Annotated in this window: 18 protein-coding genes; 13 read left to right on the forward strand and 5 right to left on the reverse strand. The window is 72.4% G+C overall.

What is annotated here, in order from left to right:
• Nucleotides 1-128 precede the first annotated feature (128 nt).
• The 9 genes from ACFYUS_RS11870 (at nt 129) to ACFYUS_RS11910 (ending at nt 8,163) form a co-directional block, all read left to right on the forward strand.
• Complete coding sequence (locus tag ACFYUS_RS11870; RefSeq protein ID WP_388848904.1) at nt 129-1,016, forward strand: helix-turn-helix transcriptional regulator; 888 nt, start codon at nt 129-131, stop codon at nt 1,014-1,016.
• A 27-nt stretch (nt 1,017-1,043) separates the two neighbouring features.
• Nucleotides 1,044-1,406 carry a cytidine deaminase gene (locus ACFYUS_RS11875; protein WP_388848907.1) on the forward strand — a complete coding sequence of 121 codons (363 nt, stop codon included), beginning with the start codon at nt 1,044-1,046 and terminating at the stop codon, nt 1,404-1,406.
• A gap of 223 nt (nt 1,407-1,629) precedes the next feature.
• A complete protein-coding gene (locus ACFYUS_RS11880; RefSeq protein ID WP_388848910.1) occupies nt 1,630-2,109 on the forward strand; it encodes a hypothetical protein in 480 nt (159 codons plus the stop codon).
• A gap of 202 nt (nt 2,110-2,311) precedes the next feature.
• Nucleotides 2,312-3,643 (forward strand): beta-xylosidase, encoded by a 1,332-nt coding sequence (locus ACFYUS_RS11885; protein WP_388848913.1) that lies wholly within the window; start codon nt 2,312-2,314, stop codon nt 3,641-3,643.
• Nucleotides 3,644-3,726: 83 nt separating this feature from the next.
• Entirely contained in the window at nt 3,727-4,683 is a 957-nt protein-coding gene (locus ACFYUS_RS11890; protein ID WP_388848916.1) for a WxL protein peptidoglycan domain-containing protein, read from the forward strand.
• A 21-nt stretch (nt 4,684-4,704) separates the two neighbouring features.
• On the forward strand, nt 4,705-5,655 hold the full coding sequence (gene era, locus ACFYUS_RS11895; protein ID WP_388848919.1) for a GTPase Era: 951 nt from the start codon (nt 4,705-4,707) through the stop codon (nt 5,653-5,655).
• Between the two features lie 307 nt (nt 5,656-5,962).
• Complete coding sequence (locus ACFYUS_RS11900) at nt 5,963-6,859, forward strand: helix-turn-helix domain-containing protein (RefSeq protein WP_388848922.1); 897 nt, start codon at nt 5,963-5,965, stop codon at nt 6,857-6,859.
• A 55-nt stretch (nt 6,860-6,914) separates the two neighbouring features.
• Complete coding sequence (locus tag ACFYUS_RS11905; RefSeq protein ID WP_388848925.1) at nt 6,915-7,271, forward strand: peptidase inhibitor family I36 protein; 357 nt, start codon at nt 6,915-6,917, stop codon at nt 7,269-7,271.
• A gap of 4 nt (nt 7,272-7,275) precedes the next feature.
• A complete protein-coding gene (locus tag ACFYUS_RS11910; protein ID WP_388848929.1) occupies nt 7,276-8,163 on the forward strand; it encodes a hypothetical protein in 888 nt (295 codons plus the stop codon).
• Between the two features lie 15 nt (nt 8,164-8,178).
• On the opposite strand, the gene ACFYUS_RS11915 is transcribed toward ACFYUS_RS11910, so the two are convergent.
• Nucleotides 8,179-8,433, reverse strand: a complete 255-nt coding sequence (locus tag ACFYUS_RS11915) for a protealysin inhibitor emfourin (RefSeq protein WP_388848932.1) — start codon at nt 8,431-8,433, stop codon at nt 8,179-8,181.
• Nucleotides 8,434-8,455: 22 nt separating this feature from the next.
• Nucleotides 8,456-9,496, reverse strand: a complete 1,041-nt coding sequence (locus ACFYUS_RS11920; protein WP_388848935.1) for a M4 family metallopeptidase — start codon at nt 9,494-9,496, stop codon at nt 8,456-8,458.
• A 330-nt stretch (nt 9,497-9,826) separates the two neighbouring features.
• On the opposite strand from ACFYUS_RS11920, the gene leuA reads away from it, so the two are divergent.
• The 3 genes from leuA (at nt 9,827) to ACFYUS_RS11935 (ending at nt 13,980) form a co-directional block, all read left to right on the forward strand.
• A complete protein-coding gene (gene leuA, locus ACFYUS_RS11925) occupies nt 9,827-11,590 on the forward strand; it encodes a 2-isopropylmalate synthase (protein WP_388848938.1) in 1,764 nt (587 codons plus the stop codon).
• A 249-nt stretch (nt 11,591-11,839) separates the two neighbouring features.
• The gene (locus tag ACFYUS_RS11930; protein WP_388848941.1) at nt 11,840-13,156 is read left to right on the forward strand and encodes a choice-of-anchor A family protein; all 1,317 of its coding nucleotides are present in this window, start codon (nt 11,840-11,842) and stop codon (nt 13,154-13,156) included.
• Between the two features lie 131 nt (nt 13,157-13,287).
• Complete coding sequence (locus ACFYUS_RS11935; protein WP_388848944.1) at nt 13,288-13,980, forward strand: TerB family tellurite resistance protein; 693 nt, start codon at nt 13,288-13,290, stop codon at nt 13,978-13,980.
• 10 nt (nt 13,981-13,990) lie between these two features.
• Here ACFYUS_RS11935 and ACFYUS_RS11940 read toward each other — a convergent pair whose 3' ends face one another.
• Complete coding sequence (locus tag ACFYUS_RS11940; protein WP_388848947.1) at nt 13,991-14,830, reverse strand: hypothetical protein; 840 nt, start codon at nt 14,828-14,830, stop codon at nt 13,991-13,993.
• Between the two features lie 47 nt (nt 14,831-14,877).
• Here ACFYUS_RS11940 and ACFYUS_RS11945 point away from each other — a divergent pair, with 47 nt between their 5' ends.
• Entirely contained in the window at nt 14,878-15,318 is a 441-nt protein-coding gene (locus ACFYUS_RS11945; protein ID WP_388848950.1) for a hypothetical protein, read from the forward strand.
• A 14-nt stretch (nt 15,319-15,332) separates the two neighbouring features.
• On the opposite strand, the gene ACFYUS_RS11950 is transcribed toward ACFYUS_RS11945, so the two are convergent.
• Both ACFYUS_RS11950 and ACFYUS_RS11955 read right to left on the reverse strand, forming a co-directional pair.
• Nucleotides 15,333-16,781: a LuxR family transcriptional regulator gene (locus ACFYUS_RS11950; RefSeq protein ID WP_388848953.1), complete on the reverse strand. Its 1,449-nt coding sequence runs from the start codon at nt 16,779-16,781 to the stop codon at nt 15,333-15,335.
• A gap of 65 nt (nt 16,782-16,846) precedes the next feature.
• On the reverse strand, nt 16,847-18,217 hold the full coding sequence (locus ACFYUS_RS11955; RefSeq protein WP_388848957.1) for an FAD-dependent oxidoreductase: 1,371 nt from the start codon (nt 18,215-18,217) through the stop codon (nt 16,847-16,849).
• Between the last annotated feature and the right edge of the window lie 106 nt (nt 18,218-18,323).

Genomic DNA, 18,323 nt, shown 5'->3' on the forward strand with positions numbered 1-18,323 from the left:
ACGGTGGGGAGCGGGAACTTATCCTGTTGGTCGCACCACCAGGCACCACCAGGCACCACCAGGCGCCACCAGGCACCACCAGGCACCACCAGGCACCCGCCATCTGCGTCCAGGGGGAGGAAGCACACATGGCCACCGCTCTCGAGAGTGCCGGCGCGAAGCAGCACCGACTCGGTGAACTGCGCGAGTTCCTGATGAGCCGCCGGGCCCGGGTCACCCCGGCCGAGGCGGGACTCCCGGACGGCGGCGCCCGGCGCCGCACCCCGGGCCTGCGCCGCGAGGAGGTCGCGGTCCTCGCGGGCGTCGGGGTCTCCTGGTACCAGTGGCTGGAGCAGGGCCGGGACATCACGGTCTCCCCGCAGGTCCTCGACTCGGTGGCGCGGGTGCTGCGGCTGAGCCCGGCGGAGCGCCGCCATCTGTACGTCCTGGCGGCGCTGAACCCGCCGGCGCTCGAACTGGCCCCGGAGGACCGGGACATGTGCCACGGCCTGCAGCGGCTCATCGACGCGTGGATGCCGTTCCCGGCGCACATCATGGACCAGTACTGGAACACCGTGATGTGGAACGACGCGGCGGCGATCGTGCTCGGGATGCGGCCGGAGATCGCCCAGAACTGCCTGGTCGCGTTCTTCACGGACCCGCTGTACCGCTCGCGGTCGACGCGCTGGGAGGAGCTCGCGCCGAAGGTCGTCGCGCAGTTCCGCTCGGCCTGCTCCGAGTGCCCGGACGACGAGGGCTTCCAGGCCGTGGTCGAGGAGGCCAAGGCGGTCAGCCCGGAGTTCGCGGAGCTGTGGGAGCGGCGGGACATCCTGCCCGGCGGCCAGAACCGCAAGGAGATGGAGCACCCGCTGGTCGGCACGCTGGTCGTCGAGGCCACCCAGCTGAGGGTTCCCGCCCGCCCGGACCTGGTCATCGTGATGCACACGCCCCTCCCCGAGGCGGACACGGCCGAGAAGCTGGAGTGGCTGGTGTCGCCGGAGGGGCGCCGGGGGGCGATGTACCCGGTCGCGGGCTGATCACCGGCGCGGACCTATGCTCGGTCCATGACACTCAGCAGCGAGCACGGCGACCTCGGCGCCGAGGACCTCAAGATCATCACTCTTGCGCGGAGCGCCCGTGCGCGTAACGGCGTGCCCGAGGGGGCGGCCGTGCGGGACGAGACGGGGCGCACGTACGTGGCCGGGACCGTGGAGTTGGAGTCGCTCAGGTTGAGCGCGCTGCGGACCGCGGTCGCGATGGCGGTGGCCAGTGGGGCCGAGTCGCTGGAGGCGGCGGCCGTGGTGTCGAACGCCGAGGCGCTCTCGGACGAGGACCGTGCGGCGGTACGGGACCTGGGCGGGGCGAAGACGCCGGTGCTGCTCGCGGGGCCGGACGGGAAGCTGCGGGCGGCCGTCACGGCGGGCTGAGCCGGCGGGCGCGCTACGGCGAGAACAGGACAGCGGGGGTCCGGCGGGACGCCGGACCCCCGCTGTCTTTGTGTGTTTGTGAAGGATCACCGCATCTTCTCTTGCCTTCCCCGGCGGTCTGCGCGTCAATGACAGCGGTTCGTCCGACGGACCGTCAGATCTCCGTCATTTCACGCAGTGCCCGCACCCCTGCGTTCGGCATCGGAAGGGGTTCGAACTCGCCATGAGAAACAGAAGCACCTTAGGGACCGTCGCGGTACTCACCGGGGCGCTCGCCGCCGCCGGACTCGCCTTCGCCCCGACGGCCGGCGCCGTCGCACCGGGCTCGGCGACAGCGACGTACGACTGTGGCACCTGGGGCAGCGGCACCGCCAACCTCACGGCCACGCAGAGCGGCACCGCCGCGACCATCACCCTCACGTCGGCCATCACGACGCCGGTCTCGGTCGGCGCCGACACGATCAGCTCCACCCTGACGATGGCCAAGGGCGGTGGCGGCACCCGGGTCTTCACCGGGAAGAAGAACCCGGCGCTCTCCGCCGGGCAGTCCGTCAAGATCGGTCCGCTCAGCGGGACCGTGGCCTCGGGCGACAGTCTCAACTCGTACTTCGCGGGGGTCGCGCTCAAGATGGTGATCTTCGGGGTGACGGTGAACTGTGACGCGGTGACCTCTCAGTCACCGGGCCCGTTCGTCTTCAGCTGAGCCCGCACCACCCGGACCGGTGTCGCCCTGGGCGGCACCGGTCTCTCGCGCGCCCGCGACGGTTGTGACCTGCGGAAACGTCACCAGTGGCGGGATCTTGACAGTATCTGATGGGCCATCAGTCGGTGTGTCTCGATTGCGTTGACTTCTCTCCGCCCGTGGCCGTCAATGGCGCCCACTCATCCCTCAGGAGGGGGCACACATGGCACTCAACCGATCCCGGGCGGCGACCCGAAGACGGCGCTGGACCGCCGCCCTCGGCGTCACCGCCCTCGCGGTCGCCGGAGGCGCGTTCGCCGCACCGGCCGGCGCGACCACCACCTCCCAGGCGGTGGAATTCCAGACCCGCTGCGTCCCGCCGCCGATCGCCCAGATCCCGCCGATCGAGGGCGCGACCACCGCCCAGATCACGGTCGACAAGCCGAGCCCCAAGGTCGGCGAGACCGTCACCGTGACCTACACGATCACCAAGCCCGCCGCGTCCAACCCCGTCGACCTCGCGCTCCCGGCCGACATCATGACGCCCACCGGCAAGGTGGTCCTCGGCGGCGCCCAGAGCGGCACGGTCACCGTCACCGGCCCCAAGAAGAACCCGCCGGTCCCCGGCAAGGGCTCCTTCCCGGCCTTCTCCATGACGGGCACCTTCACCGCCACCGAGGCCGGATCGATCACCCTCGCGCCCGGCGACTACAACATCCACACCAGCTACCTCATGGAGCTGGACACCCCCTGTACGGTGCTCAACCCGCCCGCCCCGGTCTCCGAGACGGTCGTCGCGAGCCCCGTGACCGCCCCCAACACCCGCGCGCTCCAGCTCGACAACGCCTCCGGCGACCCCGGCGTCCGGGTGACCGTCACCGGCTCCAAGTTCACCCCGCTCACCGAGGTGACCGTCGTCGGCCGCGCCGGAGCGGCGGAGACCGCCGACAAGATGACCGTCACGACCGACAGCGAGGGCGGCTTCGCCGCGCGCCTGAAGGTCAACGACCCGGCGACCACCGGGATCGTGGCGTACGAGGGCACGGCCTGGGACCCGGACAAGGGCGCCGGACCCGCCGCGTACAAGGTCATCGTCCCGGCTCCGCCGAACAGCCAGACGATCACCGCGGCCGTCAACGCGGGTGAGCTGTCGATGACCCAGGCCGGGGACGCCGTCCAGCTGTCCTCCGTCGACTTCGGCGCGGGCGGCGCGGCCACCGGCGCGCTCCAGACGGTGACCGTCAAGGACTTCCGCGGCGGCCCCGCCGGCTGGTCCCTGACCGGCAAGGTCACCGACTTCACCGGCCCCGGCGGAGCCATCGGCGCCGGGAACCTCTCCTGGACGCCCGCCTGCACCGCCAAGGCCGGCAGCCCCAGCACCTGCGCCGCCGGCTCGGCGGGACCGGTCGGCAGCGGCGGCGCGACCCTCGCCTCCACCCCGAACGGCACCCTCACGGGCGGCGAGTTCACCGTCGACGCGCAGCTCTCCCTCGACGTCCCGGCGTTCACCGCGCCCGGCTCGTACGCGGGCGTGCTCACGCTGACCCTGTCCTGACCGCCCCGCGGGCCGGGCGCGCACCCGGCCGGCCCGCTCCTCTCCGCACCCGTCTCCGATCCGCACCCCGGGGGTCCGCACCCGTGCGCACGAAGCCGTACGTCCTCCTCCTGAGCACCCTGACCACGCTCCTCGTGCTGCTCGGCCCCGCGCCGGGCGCCCGGGCCGCCGAGAACGGCGAGTGGGCCGTCTACCCGGCCGCCTCCAAGCTCGGCGGCCGCCCGTACTTCTACCTCTCCGCCGACCCCGGCACCACGCTCACCGACAGGGTCACCGTCGCCAACAAGACGGCCGCCCCGCTCACCTTCCGGCTGTACGGCGCCGACGCCTACAACACCGACCGGGACGGCGGCTTCGCCGTCCGCACCCAGAAGGAGAAGCAGACCGGCGCGGGCGCCTGGATCAGACCCGAGCGGACCCGGATCACCGTCCCGCCCCGCTCCGCCGTCACCGTCCCCTACACCCTGACCGTCCCCGCCGACGCCGACCCCGGCGACCACCCCGGCGCCCTCGTCGCCCTCGACGAGCGGATCGCCCCCGGCGGGAAGGGCTCCGTCGCCGTCGGCGTCCAGCGCGCGGTCGGCGCCCGCGTCTACCTGAGGGTCAACGGCCCGACCGTCCCCGCCCTCGCCGTCGAGGACGTCACCCTCGACCAGGACCGGCCGCTGGTCCCCGGCACCCGCACGAGCAGCGCCCTCGTCTCGTACACCCTGACCAACCGGGGCAACGTCACCCTCAACCCCAAGGTCGTCCTCAGGGCCGAGGGCCTCTTCGGCCGCACCCTCCTCGACCGCGACCTGGCCAAGGTCCCGGCCGAGCTGCTGCCCCGGCAGAAGATCCGGCTCACCGAGCGCTGGACCGGCTCCCCGCAGTTCGACTGGGGCGACGTCACCCTCACCGCCACCGCGAAGGGCGTGAAGGAGACCGGCGCCGTGTCCTTCCTGGCCCTGCCCTGGCTGGCGGCCTCGGTCCTCGTCGTGGGCGGCGCGGCCGGGCTCTACGGCCTGCGGATACGCCGCCGCCGGGCACTGAGTGCGTGACGCGGGCGCTCATCGGGGACAATGGCCCCCATGAGCGCTCGCAACCAAGAAACCGAAGCCGTCCACCGGGCCGGCTTCGCCTGCTTCGTCGGCCGCCCCAACGCGGGCAAGTCCACCCTCACGAACGCTCTGGTCGGCCAGAAGGTGGCCATCACCTCGAACCGGCCGCAGACCACCCGGCACACCGTCCGCGGCATCGTGCACCGCCCGGACGCGCAGCTGATCCTGGTCGACACCCCCGGCCTCCACAAGCCGCGCACCCTCCTCGGCGAGCGGCTCAACGACGTCGTGCGCACCACCTGGGCCGAGGTCGACGTCATCGGCTTCTGCCTGCCCGCCGACCAGAAGCTCGGCCCCGGCGACCGCTTCATCGCCAAGGAGCTCGCCGAGATCAAGAAGACCCCCAAGGTCGCCATCGTCACCAAGACCGACCTGGTCGACTCCAAGACCCTCGCCGAGCAGCTGATCGCCATCGACCAGCTCGGCCGGGAGCTCGGCATCGAGTGGGCCGAGATCGTGCCCGTCTCCGCCGTCGGCGACAAGCAGGTCCAGCTCGTCGCCGACCTGCTGATCCCGCTCCTCCCGCAGTCCCCGCCGCTCTACCCGGAGGGCGACCTCACGGACGAGCCGGAGCAGGTCATGGTCGCGGAGCTGATCCGCGAGGCCGCGCTCGAAGGCGTACGGGACGAGCTGCCGCACTCCATCGCGGTGGTCGTCGAGGAGATGATCCCGCGCGAGAACCGCCCGGCGGACCGGCCGCTGCTCGACATCCACGCGAACGTGTACATCGAGCGCCCCAGCCAGAAGGGCATCATCATCGGCCCCAAGGGCAGCCGCCTCAAGGAGGTCGGCATGAAGTCCCGCAAGCACATCGAGGCCCTCCTCGGCACCCCCGTCTTCCTCGACCTCCACGTGAAGGTCGCGAAGGACTGGCAGCGCGACCCCAAGCAGCTGAGGAAGCTCGGCTTCTAGCCGGAGCCCTCCACCGTCCGGCCGGAGGCCGGCGCAGCCGCCCGAAGCCCGTGAGGCCCCCTGGGGCCGAGTGGTGCGAGGACGGCAGTGGAAAAGGGGTCCCGAAGCGGCTGAGGAAGCTCGGCTTCTGAGAGGAACCCTCCGGCAAGGAGGAATCCTCCGGGTGTCCCGTCCGTGACCCGGTACGACTCGGGACGCCCGGCCCCTCCCCGGGACGGTGTGCCGCGTTGTTCCCCCGTGCCCCCCGGCGCGAGCATCCCTCCCGACATGTTCGGGAAAGGCCGGTCGGCCGGACACGGGGGAAAACATGGAAGCGGTCTTCGACAGTGACGCGACACCGGCCGGGGCCGTGGCCCTGGGGGAGGGCGTCGAGCTCTCCGTGCTCGCCGGAGGGTCCCTGGCCTGGCGGCGGAGTCCGGGACGGTACGGGCTCGCGCTGATCACGGGCGGGCGGCAGGAGTGGGAGCAGGACGGCCGGAGGGTGTCGCTGGGCCGGGGCGAGATGGTGCTGTACGACGGGGCGCACCCGTGCGAGGCCCGGGCCGCCGGCGAGGGCTCCCCGGCGGGCTCGGTCGTCCTGCACGTCCCCAAGCGGCTGCTGCCGTTCCGCGACGCCCAGGTCTCCCGGCTCCTCGCCGAGCCGCTCTCCGCCCGGCAGGGCGTGGGCCGGCTGTTCGCGCGCTTCCTCACCGGCCTGGGCGAGGAGGCGGCGCACTGCACCCCGCAGGACACGGACAGGCTCCGGACCACCGCCCTCGAACTGGCGGGCGCGGTGCTCGCCCACCACCTCGACCGGGACCAGGCCCTCCCGGACGACTCCCGGCAGCGCGCCCTGTTCCTGCGGATCGCCTCGTTCATCCGCGCCCATCTGGCCTCCGAGGACCTGACGCCCCCCACCGTCGCCTCGGCGCACCAGATGTCCGTACGCGCCCTGCACCGGCTCTTCGGGCACCACAACACCTCGGTCGCCGAGTTCATCCGCACGCAGCGCCTCGAACACTGCCGGCGCGATCTGGCCGCCCCGCACCTCGGCCACCTCACCGTGCACGCCATCGGCGCGCGCTGGGGGTTCCCGCAGCCCGCCGTCTTCAGCCGGGCCTTCCGCGCCGCGTACGGGCTGCCGCCGGGGGCGTACCGGCGCGGGCACGCAGGGGTAACCACTGGGCACGCTGTGCGAATGCCCCGGCGGGGGGAGGCTGGCTAGCGTCCTCTTCCGGGCGGTGGAACCACCACCGGCCGGAAACGGGAGGAAGAACCACATGCTGAAGAAGCTGATCGCGAGTGTGGCCGTGATCGCCGCGGCCGGGCTCGGCGCCGGCCTCTCCGCCTCGTCGGCGTCCGCCGACGCATGCCCGTCGGGCGCCCTCTGCGCCTACCTCTACACGGACTACCAGGGCACCCCGGGCACGGTCTACGGCAACAACACCAACCTGCTCCAGTACAACAAGTTCGACAACGCGGTCTCCGTGTCGAACTCGGGCACCCAGTGCAGCGTCCGCGTCTACAGCGGCACGGGCTACAGCGGTTCCTCGATGAACATCCCGCGCGGGTACGGCCTGGGCGACCTCTCCGGCACCCCGTACTACAAGAACATCGCGTCGAACTACTGGTGCTGATGCCGTGAACCTGCGACCAGCAGCCTTGTTCGTCCTGTGCCTGCTGGCAGTGGGCGGGTGCTCCTCGGCACCCGCCCACCGGGACGCGAGCAGCCTCCCCGTCCCCCTGGACGGGGCCACCGCCGTCGCCGAGCGACAGGCCGGGGCGCTGCACGAGGCCGAGGAACGAGCCGTCGAGGCGTGCATGCGCGGGCGCGGCTTCGCGTACGAGCCGATGCCGGCCGCCCGGTACGTCTCCGTCAACCCGTACGGGCTGCTCACGGAGGACGCGGCCAGGGACGACGGCTACAGCCTCGCCTCCACCGCCCTCGCCGGCCGCCCCACAGACCCCAACGCGCCCGCCCTCGCACGGCTGCCCGAGCCCCGGCGCACGGCCTGGCAGCAGGCGCTCATCGGCACCGGGAAGAAGCAGATCACCCTGACGACCGACGGCGCGCCCTCCCTGCGCGTCAACACCGACGGCTGCGTGTACCTGGCCCGCCGCGAGGTGTACGGCGGCGCGTGGGAGCAGGCGGAGATCGACGCCACCGGAGCGAGCACCCAGGTCGTCGCCCGGGTCGCCGCCGCCCCCGAGTTCCTGGCCGCCCAGCGGACGTGGGCGGCCTGCATGAAGGAGCAGGGCGAGAAGGTCACCACGCTCCAGGAGGCCAGGGGCCTCATCCAGCAGGCGGTGGCCCAGGACCGGGACGACCGCCCGGCCCTGCTGCGGACGGGCCGGCGCGAGCAGGAACTCGCGAAGCACGACGCGCTCTGCCAGGACCGCGGAGCCCTCGCCGAGGCCACGCGCACGGCCCAGGAGCGCGTCCAGGCCCGGCTGCCGAAGACCACATGGGCCAAGGCCACCCAGGTCAGGGAGCTGCGCGAGGCCGCATTGCGGCGGACCGGAGCGTGACCCCGGAGGGACGGTTCAGGCGCCTTCCTTGAGGACCCTCGTGACGAGGGTCCTCTGCGCGTCCGTGAGGCGCGGGTCGCGGCAGCGGACCGTGCGGCCGTCGATGTCGATCTCGTACGAGAAGCCGTCCGGCACGCCCCGGCCGTCGCCGCCGTCCCCGTCCGCGAGGACGGCGGAGGTCAGGGACTCCCATTCGGGTCCCGAGACCTCCACCTCCGCCGACCGCTCGATGCCCGCGAAACCGCCCGTGCGCCGCACTCGAATCCGCATGGGTCCTGTCTACCAGCCGGGATCAGTCGGTGGGTACGCCCACGGTCGACCAGGCCTTGACGACGGCCTGGATCTCCGCCCCGTCGCCGTACCGGGCCTTCGCCGCCGCGGCCGTGGCCCGGGCGAAGTCGGCGAAGTCGGTGTCCGGGGCCAGGGCGCCGCCCGTCATCACGTCGAACCAGATCTGCCCGGTCCGCTCCCAGGCGTTGCCGCCCAGCTCGGTCGCCGCGAGGTAGAAGGCGTGGTTGGGGATGCCCGAGTTGATGTGGACCCCGCCGTTGTCGCGGCTGGTGCGGACGTAGTGGTCCATCGTCGCGGGCTGCGGGTCCTTGCCGAGGACGTCGTCGTCGTACGCCGTGCCCGGCTCCTTCATCGAGCGCAGTGCCACGCCGGTCACGTCCGGGCCGAGCAGCCCTTGGCCGATCAGCCAGTCGGCCTGCTCGGCGGTCTGCCCGAGGGCGTACTGCTTCACGAGCGAGCCGAAGACGTCGGAGACGGACTCGTTGAGCGCGCCCGACTGGCCGTAGTACTCCAGGCCCGCCGTGTACTGGGTGAAGCCGTGGGTCAGTTCGTGGCCGATGACGTCCACCGGGATCGTGAAGTCGAGGAAGACCTCGCCGTCGCCGTCGCCGAACACCATCTGCTCGCCGTCCCAGAAGGCGTTGTTGTACTTCTCGTCGTAGTGGACGGTGCCGATGAGGGGCAGGCCGGCCCCGTCCATCGAGTCGCGTCCGTAGACCTTCCGGAAGAGGTCGAAGGTGGCGCCGAGGCCCGTGTGGGCGCGGTTCACGGTGGCGTCGGAGGAGGGGCCGTCACCCTCGGCGCGGACCTTCCGCCCCGGCAGCGTGGTGCCGTGCCCGGCGTCGTAGATCGTGCGCTTCGGCTTCTCGGAGTCCGTGGGCGCCGAGGCGGTCAGGCCCCGCAGCCCGGTGACGCGGCGGCGGGTCCGCAGGGCGCCGTCGTGCTCCAGGGTGCGGCGGGCGGCTTCGTTGCCTTCCTGGGCCAGCTTGTCGAGGACGTGGGGCGGGACGACGGTGCAGAAGACGGGAGTGTGGGGAGTCATGTCAGCAATGTGGCACTGAGTGATGCCACTGTCACGAGCTGAGACGAGGATTGGCGAAATGGAGTGATGGGTCACCTTTGGGGATTGACGCGGGCGCCGTCCCGCATACTGAAACGGAGCGTCCGGCACTCCCGGACCTGGGCTATGGTGACGCACATCATGCGTTTCGGGCTGCTTCTCCTTAGCTGCCGCGGCGAGGGCCTGTAGTCGTAGGCCGACCCCCTCCCCGCGGGTTTCGGTGTTGCGTCGAAAGTCGGCCTCCCCCAAGCTCTCGGCTTCGCTCGAGCAGGGGGGACCCCCGTTCTTGCCGGACCCGAGGAGCCCCACGCAATGTCCCAGTCGCCTTTCGTCAGCCGCCCGACGCCCGTCACCAACGCGACCCACACGCAGCAGCCGTCCGGGATGCCGATCCACAAGTACGGCCGGTACGAGGCCGTGACCATCCCCGACCGGACGTGGCCCGAGCAGCGCATCACCAAGGCGCCCCGCTGGCTGTCCACCGACCTGCGCGACGGCAACCAGGCGCTGATCGACCCGATGTCCCCGGCCCGCAAGCGCGAGATGTTCGACCTGCTCGTACGCATGGGCTACAAGGAGATCGAGGTCGGCTTCCCGTCCTCCGGCGAGACCGACTTCGCGTTCGTGCGCTCCATCATCGAAGAGGGCGCGATCCCGGACGACGTCACCATCTCCGTCCTGACCCAGGCCCGCGAGGACCTGATCGAGCGGACCGTGGAGTCCCTGATCGGCGCCAAGCGCGCCACGGTCCACCTGTACAACGCCACCGCGCCCACCTTCCGCCGGGTCGTCTTCCGCGGCTCGAAGGAGCAGATCAAGCAGATCGCCGTGGACGGCACCCGCCTGGTGATGGAGTACGCGGAGAAGCTGCTGGGCCCGGAGACCACCTTCGGCTACCAGTACAGCCCCGAGATCTTCACCGACACCGAGCTGGACTTCGCCCTGGAGGTCTGCGAGGCGGTCTGTGACGTGTGGCAGCCCGGCCCGGGCCGCGAGATCATCCTGAACCTGCCCGCCACCGTGGAGCGTTCGACGCCGTCCACGCACGCGGACCGCTTCGAGTGGATGTCCCGGAACCTGACCCGCCGTGCGCACGTCTGCCTGTCCGTCCACCCGCACAACGACCGCGGCACGGCCGTGGCGGCGGCCGAGCTGGCCATCATGGCCGGCGCCGACCGCATCGAGGGCTGCCTGTTCGGGCAGGGCGAGCGGACCGGCAACGTCGACCTGGTGACGCTGGGCATGAACCTGTTCTCGCAGGGCGTCGACCCGCAGATCGACTTCTCGCAGATCGACGAGGTGCGCCGCACCTCCGAGTACTGCAACCAGATGGAGGTCCACCCGCGCCACCCCTACGCGGGCGACCTGGTCTACACGGCCTTCTCCGGCTCCCACCAGGACGCCATCAAGAAGGGCTTCGACGCCATGGAGGCCGACGCGGCCGCCCAGGGCAAGACCGTCGACGAGATCGAGTGGGCCGTCCCGTACCTGCCGATCGACCCGAAGGACGTCGGCCGCTCCTACGAGGCCGTCATCCGGGTCAACTCGCAGTCCGGCAAGGGCGGCATCGCGTACGTCCTGAAGAACGACCACAAGCTGGACCTGCCCCGCCGGATGCAGATCGAGTTCTCGAAGATCATCCAGCAGAAGACCGACACCGAGGGCGGCGAGGTCACCCCGGCCGCGATCTGGGCCGTCTTCCAGGACGAGTACCTGCCCAACCCGAACAACGCCTGGGGTCGCATCCAGCTGCGTTCGGGCCAGTCGACCTCCGACACCGACGGCACGGACACGCTGACCGTCGAGGCGGTCGTGGACGGCGTCGACACCGTCCTGACGGGCTCCGGCAACGGTCCGATCTCCGCGTTCTTCGCCGCGCTGCAGTCCATCGGCGTCGACGCCCGCCTGCTGGACTACCAGGAGCACACGATGAGCGAGGGCGCCTCCGCGCAGGCCGCCTCGTACATCGAGTGCGCCATCGACGGCAAGGTCCTGTGGGGCATCGGCATCGACGCCAACACGACCCGCGCCTCCCTGAAGGCGGTCATCTCGGCGGTCAACCGCTCCGCCCGCTGACCCCTTCGCCCCCGCCGTCCGCTGCCCCGCACCCTTCCTCCCGGAGGGTGCGGGGCAGCGGCGCGTGTGATCCGCGTCACGGTTTGAGGTTCGTTCAGGTTCGCTTAAGGAAGATCGCCCCGGCATGCCGGAATCGGTGCCATATCAGGTGAGTTGACGGCACATCGGGGAATGGCGGAAGGTCGGCTCGTCCCGCTCGGACACTCCCCCCACGCACCCTCCCCGTACCTCCCTGACCTGGAGTTTCGCATGCGTACGACCGCTGCCGTGGCCGCCGTCCTCGCGGTGACCGGTGCCGCCCTCACCTGGGCCCCCGCCGCTTCCGCCACCCCCGCGGAGTGCGTGACGCAACCGCTCGGCACGGCCGGCCTGTACGCCGAGTTCATAGAGAAGGACTCCGTCCGCCACGCGGACTCCGAGGGCGCGGTCGCGGTCGGCGGCGACGCCACCCTCGGCGAGCCGGGCCTGTCCGGCTTCTCCGTCGGCTCCAAGCTCTCCGACGCCGACCTCGCCAAGCTGCCCGGCGGGCACAGCCTCGTCGTCGGCGGCACCCTCAAGGCCAACGGCGTGGTCCTGGTGAAGGGCTCCGGCGTCGCCGGCAAGGTCGTCGACAACTCCCGGGGCGGCGGCTTCGACGTCGACGGCGACAAGGTCGCGACCGGTCCCTCCCCGATCGACTTCGGCAAGGAGTTCACCGAGCTCCGCAAGCGCTCCACCGCCTGGGCGGGCGTGCAGCCCAACGGCGAGGCGGCCGTCGACGGGCGCAGCCTCTACCTCACCGGCACCGACGCGAAGCTGAACGTCTTCGCCCTGAGCAGCGCCGACCTGGAGAAGGCCGGCGAGATCTACCTCAAGGTCCCGGTCGGCTCCTCCACCCTCGTGAACGTCATCGGCACCTCGTACGACATGCAGGCCAAGCCCACCTCGGGCGTCTGGATCTCCGAGGGCGGCGCGTACGTCCAGGACGACTACGACCAGCACACCGACGGCCACAAGAGCATCCGCTCCAAGCTGCTGTGGAACTTCCCGCAGGCCGAGACCGTCAAGAAGAACTACGCCGCCTGGCCCGGCGCGATCCTCGCGCCCAACGCCGCCGTCAGCATGGGCGGCAAGGGCGGCTACGGCCCCGGCCACATCAACGGCTCCGTGATCGCCGAGTCGCTGGACACCGTCCCCGGCGCCGAGACCCACCAGATGAACTTCACCGGCTGCCTCCCCGAGGTGACCACCCCCGGCCCGGTCGTCACCCCCGGGACGCCCAAGCCGACCGACACCCCCGCGCCCAAGCCGTCGGTCACCACCCCGGCGCCCGAGGGCACGCCGACCGCCCCGGAGGGCACCGAGACCCCCTCCGCGTCGCCGTCCACCCCGGGCGCCCCGGGCGAGACCCCCGACGGGACCCCCTCGGGCACGGCCCCGGCCCCGGCTCCGTCCGCCACCCCGGAGGGTGATCTCGCGACGACCGGTTCGGCCATCGGTCCGGGCGTGATCGGAGCCGCCGTGGCCGCCGTCGTCGTCGGCGGAGGCTTCCTGGCCTTCGCGAAGCGCCGTCGCCGCACTTCCTGAGCGCGCGAGAGCGGTGGCATGTCTCGGCCAACTAGGCGGCGAACTCCTGACGGGGTGCTGACGCCACATCGAGGATGTGGCTAACATCACGCCAACGCCGGCAGTGCAGCCGGGCCGTTGAGGAGGTGCGTGTGCGGTCTGCCCGGAATTCACGTGGTGGGAAACTCGGCATCTGCGGAATCCGCACCTCCTGGAGCACCGTCGGAGACGGCGAGTTCTTCTGCGAGGAGTGCGGGGGCGACCGCAACTACCGGCGGCGCACCGGCCGCCGCAGGTTCGCCGTCCTGGGCGTCCCCGTCCTGCCCCGGGGCTGTACGGGCCCCGTCGTCGAGTGCGCCGCCTGTCACGCGCACTTCGGTACGGAGGTGCTCGACCACCCGACGACGAGCCGTTTCTCGGCGATGCTGCGGGACGCCGTGCACACCGTCGCCCTGGCCGTCCTCGCGGCCGGCGGCACCGATTCCAGCGAGGTCCTGGACCGGGCCGTCAGCGCGGTCCGGTCCGCCGGCTTCGCCGAGTGCACGGCCGTCCAGCTCGTCGACCTCGTCGAGGCCCTGGAGGCCGACACCGGGCGCTTCATGCCCGAGGTGAACCCCGAGGGCACGCTCCTCGCGATCGAGCTCCACGAGGCCCTGGAGCCGCTCACCCCGCACCTGGCCCCCGCCGGGCGGGAGTCGATCCTGCTCCAGGCCGCCCGGATCGCCCTCGCGGACGGCGCCTACAGCCCGGCCGAGACCGAGGTCCTCGGAACCGTCGGGAACGCGCTCGCGCTCGCCCCCGAGGACACCGTCCGCCTCCTCGCCTCGGCCCGGACCGTCTCCTAGCCGGGGCCCGTCAGCCGAAGGCGGGCAGCGCGAGGGCGACCGTGCCCCAGCAGGCGAGCGCCGTGGGGACGAGGAGGAACACCGCCCCGATCAGCGTCTTGACCACGGAGCCCACGCCCTTGAGGGGGGTCGCCCTGGACGGCTCGCGCGGGTGGTAGGCGATCCTGATGGTCTCGCCCCTGGCCTTGTCGCCGGCGCCGACGGGACGGAGCTTTCCGGTGGTGTCCGTGTACGCGTAGGTGCCCCGGCCCTCGATGAGGACGGGGTCCGCCTCCACGGTGATGCCGTGGCGGGGCAGGTACCAGTCCTCCCACGCCGTCCACAGCGCCAGCCAGGCGAGGAAGCCGAACCCCCCGGCGACGAAGCCGAGCATCAGCACCGCGACCGCCCGGTCCAGGTCCTTCCCGGCGACCCCGACGGCCACGGAGAAGGCGACGAGCAGCAGGCCGAACGCCAGGGGGACCCGGGTGAGGGCGGCTCCGACCTTCTCCTCTTCCTCCTCGCCCCCCTCCTCCGCGTCCGCGGCGCCGAGGGCGGTGACGACGACGAGGGCGGAGCCGTCGACCGGCTCCTCCCCGGCACGGTCCGGCAGCGCGCCGTTCACGGCGTCCGCGAAGACGCCGGCGGCGGCCCTGCTCACGTCCTCGATCCGGTACGAGACCGCCTCGGCCCCGGTCGGAGCCGTCAACTCGACGGTGACGTCACGGCCTTCGGCGCGGATCCGCGCGATCGCCGCCAGCGGGATGCGCACCTCCTCGCGAGGACGGCGCAGCAGCAACGCCTCGCCCTCGGAACGGAGTTCGGCGTTCCCGTCCCCCAGGAGGACGGGTATGGGCGAAGAGATCGACATGGGGGTGATGGTAGGACCTGCGTTGCCGTACCGTCCGCCCTGTGAACATGGTGAACGTGGTACTCGTCTGCGCCGCCGTCGTGTCCGTGCCGGCGTGCGTCTTCAGCCTGATGGTGATGGCCGGTTCGCGGCAGGAGGCGAAGCGGATGAAGGCGCTCGACGAGACGGGCGTCCTGGTCCAGGCGCGTCTGGTGCATCTGGTGCCGTTCGGCAACAGGGGCACCGCGCACGTCCGGTACGAGTTCCCGGGGCTGAACGGGGAGACCGCCCGGTACGACACGGGCGTGACGGCCTACCCGGTCCACGTGGTGGACGAGACGTACCCGCTCGTCCACCACCCCCGGAACGTGAAGAGCGTGTACCAGGGGACGAGGGCGGCCGTCCGCACCGAGCGCAGGGCCCAGGAGGGCTTCATGAAGGGCGCCGGCTGGATCGCGTGCTTCTTCTTCCTGACGGGCGGCCTCTCGATCACGGCCCTGGTCCTCTGACGCCCCTGGGCCTTTCAGACCGGTACGGCCCCGAGCCGCTCGAACACCGCCCGCGCCGCGGCCAGTTCCCGGCGGGCCGTCGCCTCGTCGCCCACCGCCCGGCGGGCCGCCGCGAGCAGCGTCCGCACCCGCGCCGCCTCGTACGGCACCCGCAGCTCCAGCCATCCGGCGAGCGCCCGGCGCAGCAGCCGCAGCGCGGGCCGGGGCCGGGCCTCCGCGAGCGCCACCGCGCCCCGCGCCGAGTCGGCCATCGCCCGGAGCAGCGGTACGTCCCCGGCCAGGACCTCCAGTTCGGCGGCCGCGCCCGCCGCCCCCGGCGCGTCGTGGACGGCGAGGGCCACTTCCGTACGGGCCGAGAGGAGCCGGGCCCGGCCGAGGAGGTCGTGGCGGGGGTCGCTCTGGCAGGCGAGCGCCAGCTCGACGCCCGCCACCGCCGCCTCGGCCCGGCCCTGCGCGAGCCGCAGCAGCGCGAGCCCCGGCTGCGGGATCCGGCCCAGCTCGTGCGCGTGCGCGTACGAGACGGCGGCCTGCTCCAGGCGGCCCTGGCGCCGTTGGACGTCCCCGGCGGCGCAGTACGCGGCGGCCGCCGCGTCCAGGCGGTCCACCGGCACCTCCCGGCACGCCTGCCGCGCCTCCGCCTCCGCGAGCGCCCACGCCCCGAGGAGGTCGAGGACCTGGACCCGGTGCGCCCGGCACACCCCCCGGAAGGGGTTCTCGCCGGAGGGGACGGGGCCCGTACCGGCCGGGCGGCCGGTCCACGGGGGCGCGCACCACTCCATCGCCGCGTTCGTCCACTCCACGGAGCGGCCGAACTCCGCCGCCTCCCCGCACCGGGTCAGGACCAGGTCGTACAGCAGGCCCGTGAACAGGCCGGTCAGTTCGCCCGCCGCGACCGCGCGCATCGCCTCGTCCAGGAGCGCCAGGGCCTCGGCGCGGCGGCCGTGCGCGAGGAGGACCGAGGCCTCGGCCTGGCGGCTCAGGGCGAGCAGGTCGGGGCTGCCGGAGCGGAGCGCGAGCCGGGTCATCCGGCGGGTCGCGGCGAGGGCGGCCGCGCGGTCGCCGCCGGCCGTCGCCTGCTCGGCGTCGGTCCACGCGGGGAGGCACTGCTCGGGGCAGGGCGGCTCGTCGTCCAGATGGTGGTGGGCCCGGTGCAGCCAGCCGGCCGCCGCCGCGGGCCGCCCCAGGCCCTCGTACTCGTACGAGAGCCACCAGGCGGCGAGCCCCGCGCCCCGGTGGTCGCCGCCCGCCACGTACGCCGCGTGGGCCCGCAGCCGGGCCGCGACGGACTCGTCCACGTGCCCCGACCACCAGGCCGCTTCGGCCAGGATCATCAGGTCGCCGGCGGTCGGCGCGCGGGAGGGGTGCGCGTCGTGGGCGCGCAGCAGTCCGTACGCCTCGGCCCAGGACTCGCGGGCCGCCGCGCTCCTCGCCCGCGCGATCCGGTCGGTCGTGGGTGCGGACATGGCCCTCACCTCTTCCGGGTCCTTCTCAGGGTAGGACCGGGAAGGGGCGAGGGCCCCGCGAGCCGCTAGTCGATCGCGCCGCTCGCGCGCAGCATGTCCTCGCGCTCGACGATCTTCACGCGCTCGCGGCCCTGCGGCTCGCCGAGCGCCTTCTCGGCGGCGTCGAGGGCGTACCAGCCCTCCCACGTCGTGTACGTGACGCCCTTGCCCTCCAGGAAGGACACGACCGCGTCCTCCTCCGGGGTCTCGGGGGCGAGCAGGCGCCCGTTCGCGAAGTCGTCCAGGAGGTTCGCCACGGTCTCGTTGGCGTCGCCCTTGGTGTGGCCGATGAGGCCGACGGGGCCGCGCCGGATCCAGCCGGTGCAGTACGTGGAGGCCAGGTGCTCGCCGGTCTCCTCGATCACGCGGCCGCCCTGGTCCGGGATGGTGCCGGAGACGGCGTCCCAGGGGATCTTGGGCAGCTCGTCGGAGAGGTAGCCCACGGCCCGGTACACGGCCTGGACGTCCCAGTCGGTGGTGGTGCCGGTGCCCTTGACGTTGCCCGTGCCGTCGAGCTCGGTGCGCTCGGTGCGCAGGCCGACGACCTGCCCGTCCTCGCCGAGGATCTCGACGGGGGACTCGAAGAAGTGCAGGAAGAGCTTGTGCGGGCGGTCGCCGACGTCGCGGATCGCCCAGTTCTCCAGGGTCTTGGCGACCATGTCGGTCTGCTTGTTCTTGCGGCGCTCGGCGATCGAGCCCTCGTCGTAGTCGATGTCCTCGGGGTTGACGATGACCTCGATGTTCGGCGAGTGGTCGAGCTCGCGCAGCTCCATCGGGCTGAACTTCGCCTGTGCCGGACCGCGACGGCCGAAGACGTGGATCTCGACGGCCTTGTTGGCCTTGAGGCCGTCGTGGACGTTCGCCGGGATCTCCGTGGGCAGCAGCTCGTCCGCCGTCTTGGCGAGGATCCGCGCGATGTCCAGGGCCACGTTGCCGACGCCGAGGACGGCGACCTTCTCGGCCTCCAGGGGCCAGGTGCGCGGGACGTCCGGGTGGCCGTCGTACCAGGACGCGAAGTCGGCCGCGCCGTACGAGCCGTCGAGCTCCACACCGGGAATCCTCAGCTCGCGGTCGAACATGGCGCCGGTCGAGAAGATCACCGCGTCGTAGAAGGAGCGCAGGTCGTCGAGGTGGACGTCGGTGCCGTAGTTCACGTTGCCGAAGAGGCGGACCTGCGGCTTGTCGAGGACCTGGTGGAGGGCGGTGATGATGCCCTTGATGCGCGGGTGGTCGGGGGCGACGCCGTAGCGGATCAGGCCGAACGGCGCGGGCATCCGCTCGAAGAGGTCGATCGACACGCCCGGCTCGGCGGCGGCGTCGGACTTCAGCAGCGCATCGGCGGCGTAGATTCCGGCGGGGCCGGCGCCGACGATCGCGACCCGGAGGGGGCGGGGCATGACGGGGTTTCCCTTCGCAAGCGACGTGGCGGCGAAGCCGCCGACACTTAGGCCACCCTAAATAACGCCTCGCGCGGAGTGGTACCCGCCCCCGGTCTATGGCCTC

It is taken from the genome of Streptomyces sp. NPDC004284 (genome assembly GCF_042874035.1).
Taxonomy (GTDB): Bacteria; Actinomycetota; Actinomycetes; order Streptomycetales; family Streptomycetaceae; genus Streptomyces.

Bases quoted from the DNA above. Each gene is read 5' to 3' on its own strand.
- era (WP_388848919.1), top strand. From the start codon at position 4,705: ATGGCCCCCATGAGCGCTCGCAACCAAGAAACCGAAGCCGTCCACCGG.
- ACFYUS_RS11955 (WP_388848957.1), bottom strand. From the start codon at position 18,217: ATGCCCCGCCCCCTCCGGGTCGCGATCGTCGGCGCCGGCCCCGCCGGA.
- ACFYUS_RS11920 (WP_388848935.1), bottom strand. From the start codon at position 9,496: ATGACTCCCCACACTCCCGTCTTCTGCACCGTCGTCCCGCCCCACGTC.
- ACFYUS_RS11905 (WP_388848925.1), top strand. From the start codon at position 6,915: ATGCTGAAGAAGCTGATCGCGAGTGTGGCCGTGATCGCCGCGGCCGGG.
- ACFYUS_RS11940 (WP_388848947.1), bottom strand. From the start codon at position 14,830: ATGTCGATCTCTTCGCCCATACCCGTCCTCCTGGGGGACGGGAACGCC.
- ACFYUS_RS11930 (WP_388848941.1), top strand. From the start codon at position 11,840: ATGCGTACGACCGCTGCCGTGGCCGCCGTCCTCGCGGTGACCGGTGCC.
- ACFYUS_RS11885 (WP_388848913.1), top strand. From the start codon at position 2,312: ATGGCACTCAACCGATCCCGGGCGGCGACCCGAAGACGGCGCTGGACC.
- ACFYUS_RS11880 (WP_388848910.1), top strand. From the start codon at position 1,630: ATGAGAAACAGAAGCACCTTAGGGACCGTCGCGGTACTCACCGGGGCG.
- ACFYUS_RS11870 (WP_388848904.1), top strand. From the start codon at position 129: ATGGCCACCGCTCTCGAGAGTGCCGGCGCGAAGCAGCACCGACTCGGT.
- ACFYUS_RS11915 (WP_388848932.1), bottom strand. From the start codon at position 8,433: ATGCGGATTCGAGTGCGGCGCACGGGCGGTTTCGCGGGCATCGAGCGG.
- leuA (WP_388848938.1), top strand. From the start codon at position 9,827: ATGTCCCAGTCGCCTTTCGTCAGCCGCCCGACGCCCGTCACCAACGCG.
- ACFYUS_RS11945 (WP_388848950.1), top strand. From the start codon at position 14,878: ATGGTGAACGTGGTACTCGTCTGCGCCGCCGTCGTGTCCGTGCCGGCG.
- ACFYUS_RS11875 (WP_388848907.1), top strand. From the start codon at position 1,044: ATGACACTCAGCAGCGAGCACGGCGACCTCGGCGCCGAGGACCTCAAG.
- ACFYUS_RS11900 (WP_388848922.1), top strand. From the start codon at position 5,963: ATGGAAGCGGTCTTCGACAGTGACGCGACACCGGCCGGGGCCGTGGCC.
- ACFYUS_RS11950 (WP_388848953.1), bottom strand. From the start codon at position 16,781: ATGTCCGCACCCACGACCGACCGGATCGCGCGGGCGAGGAGCGCGGCG.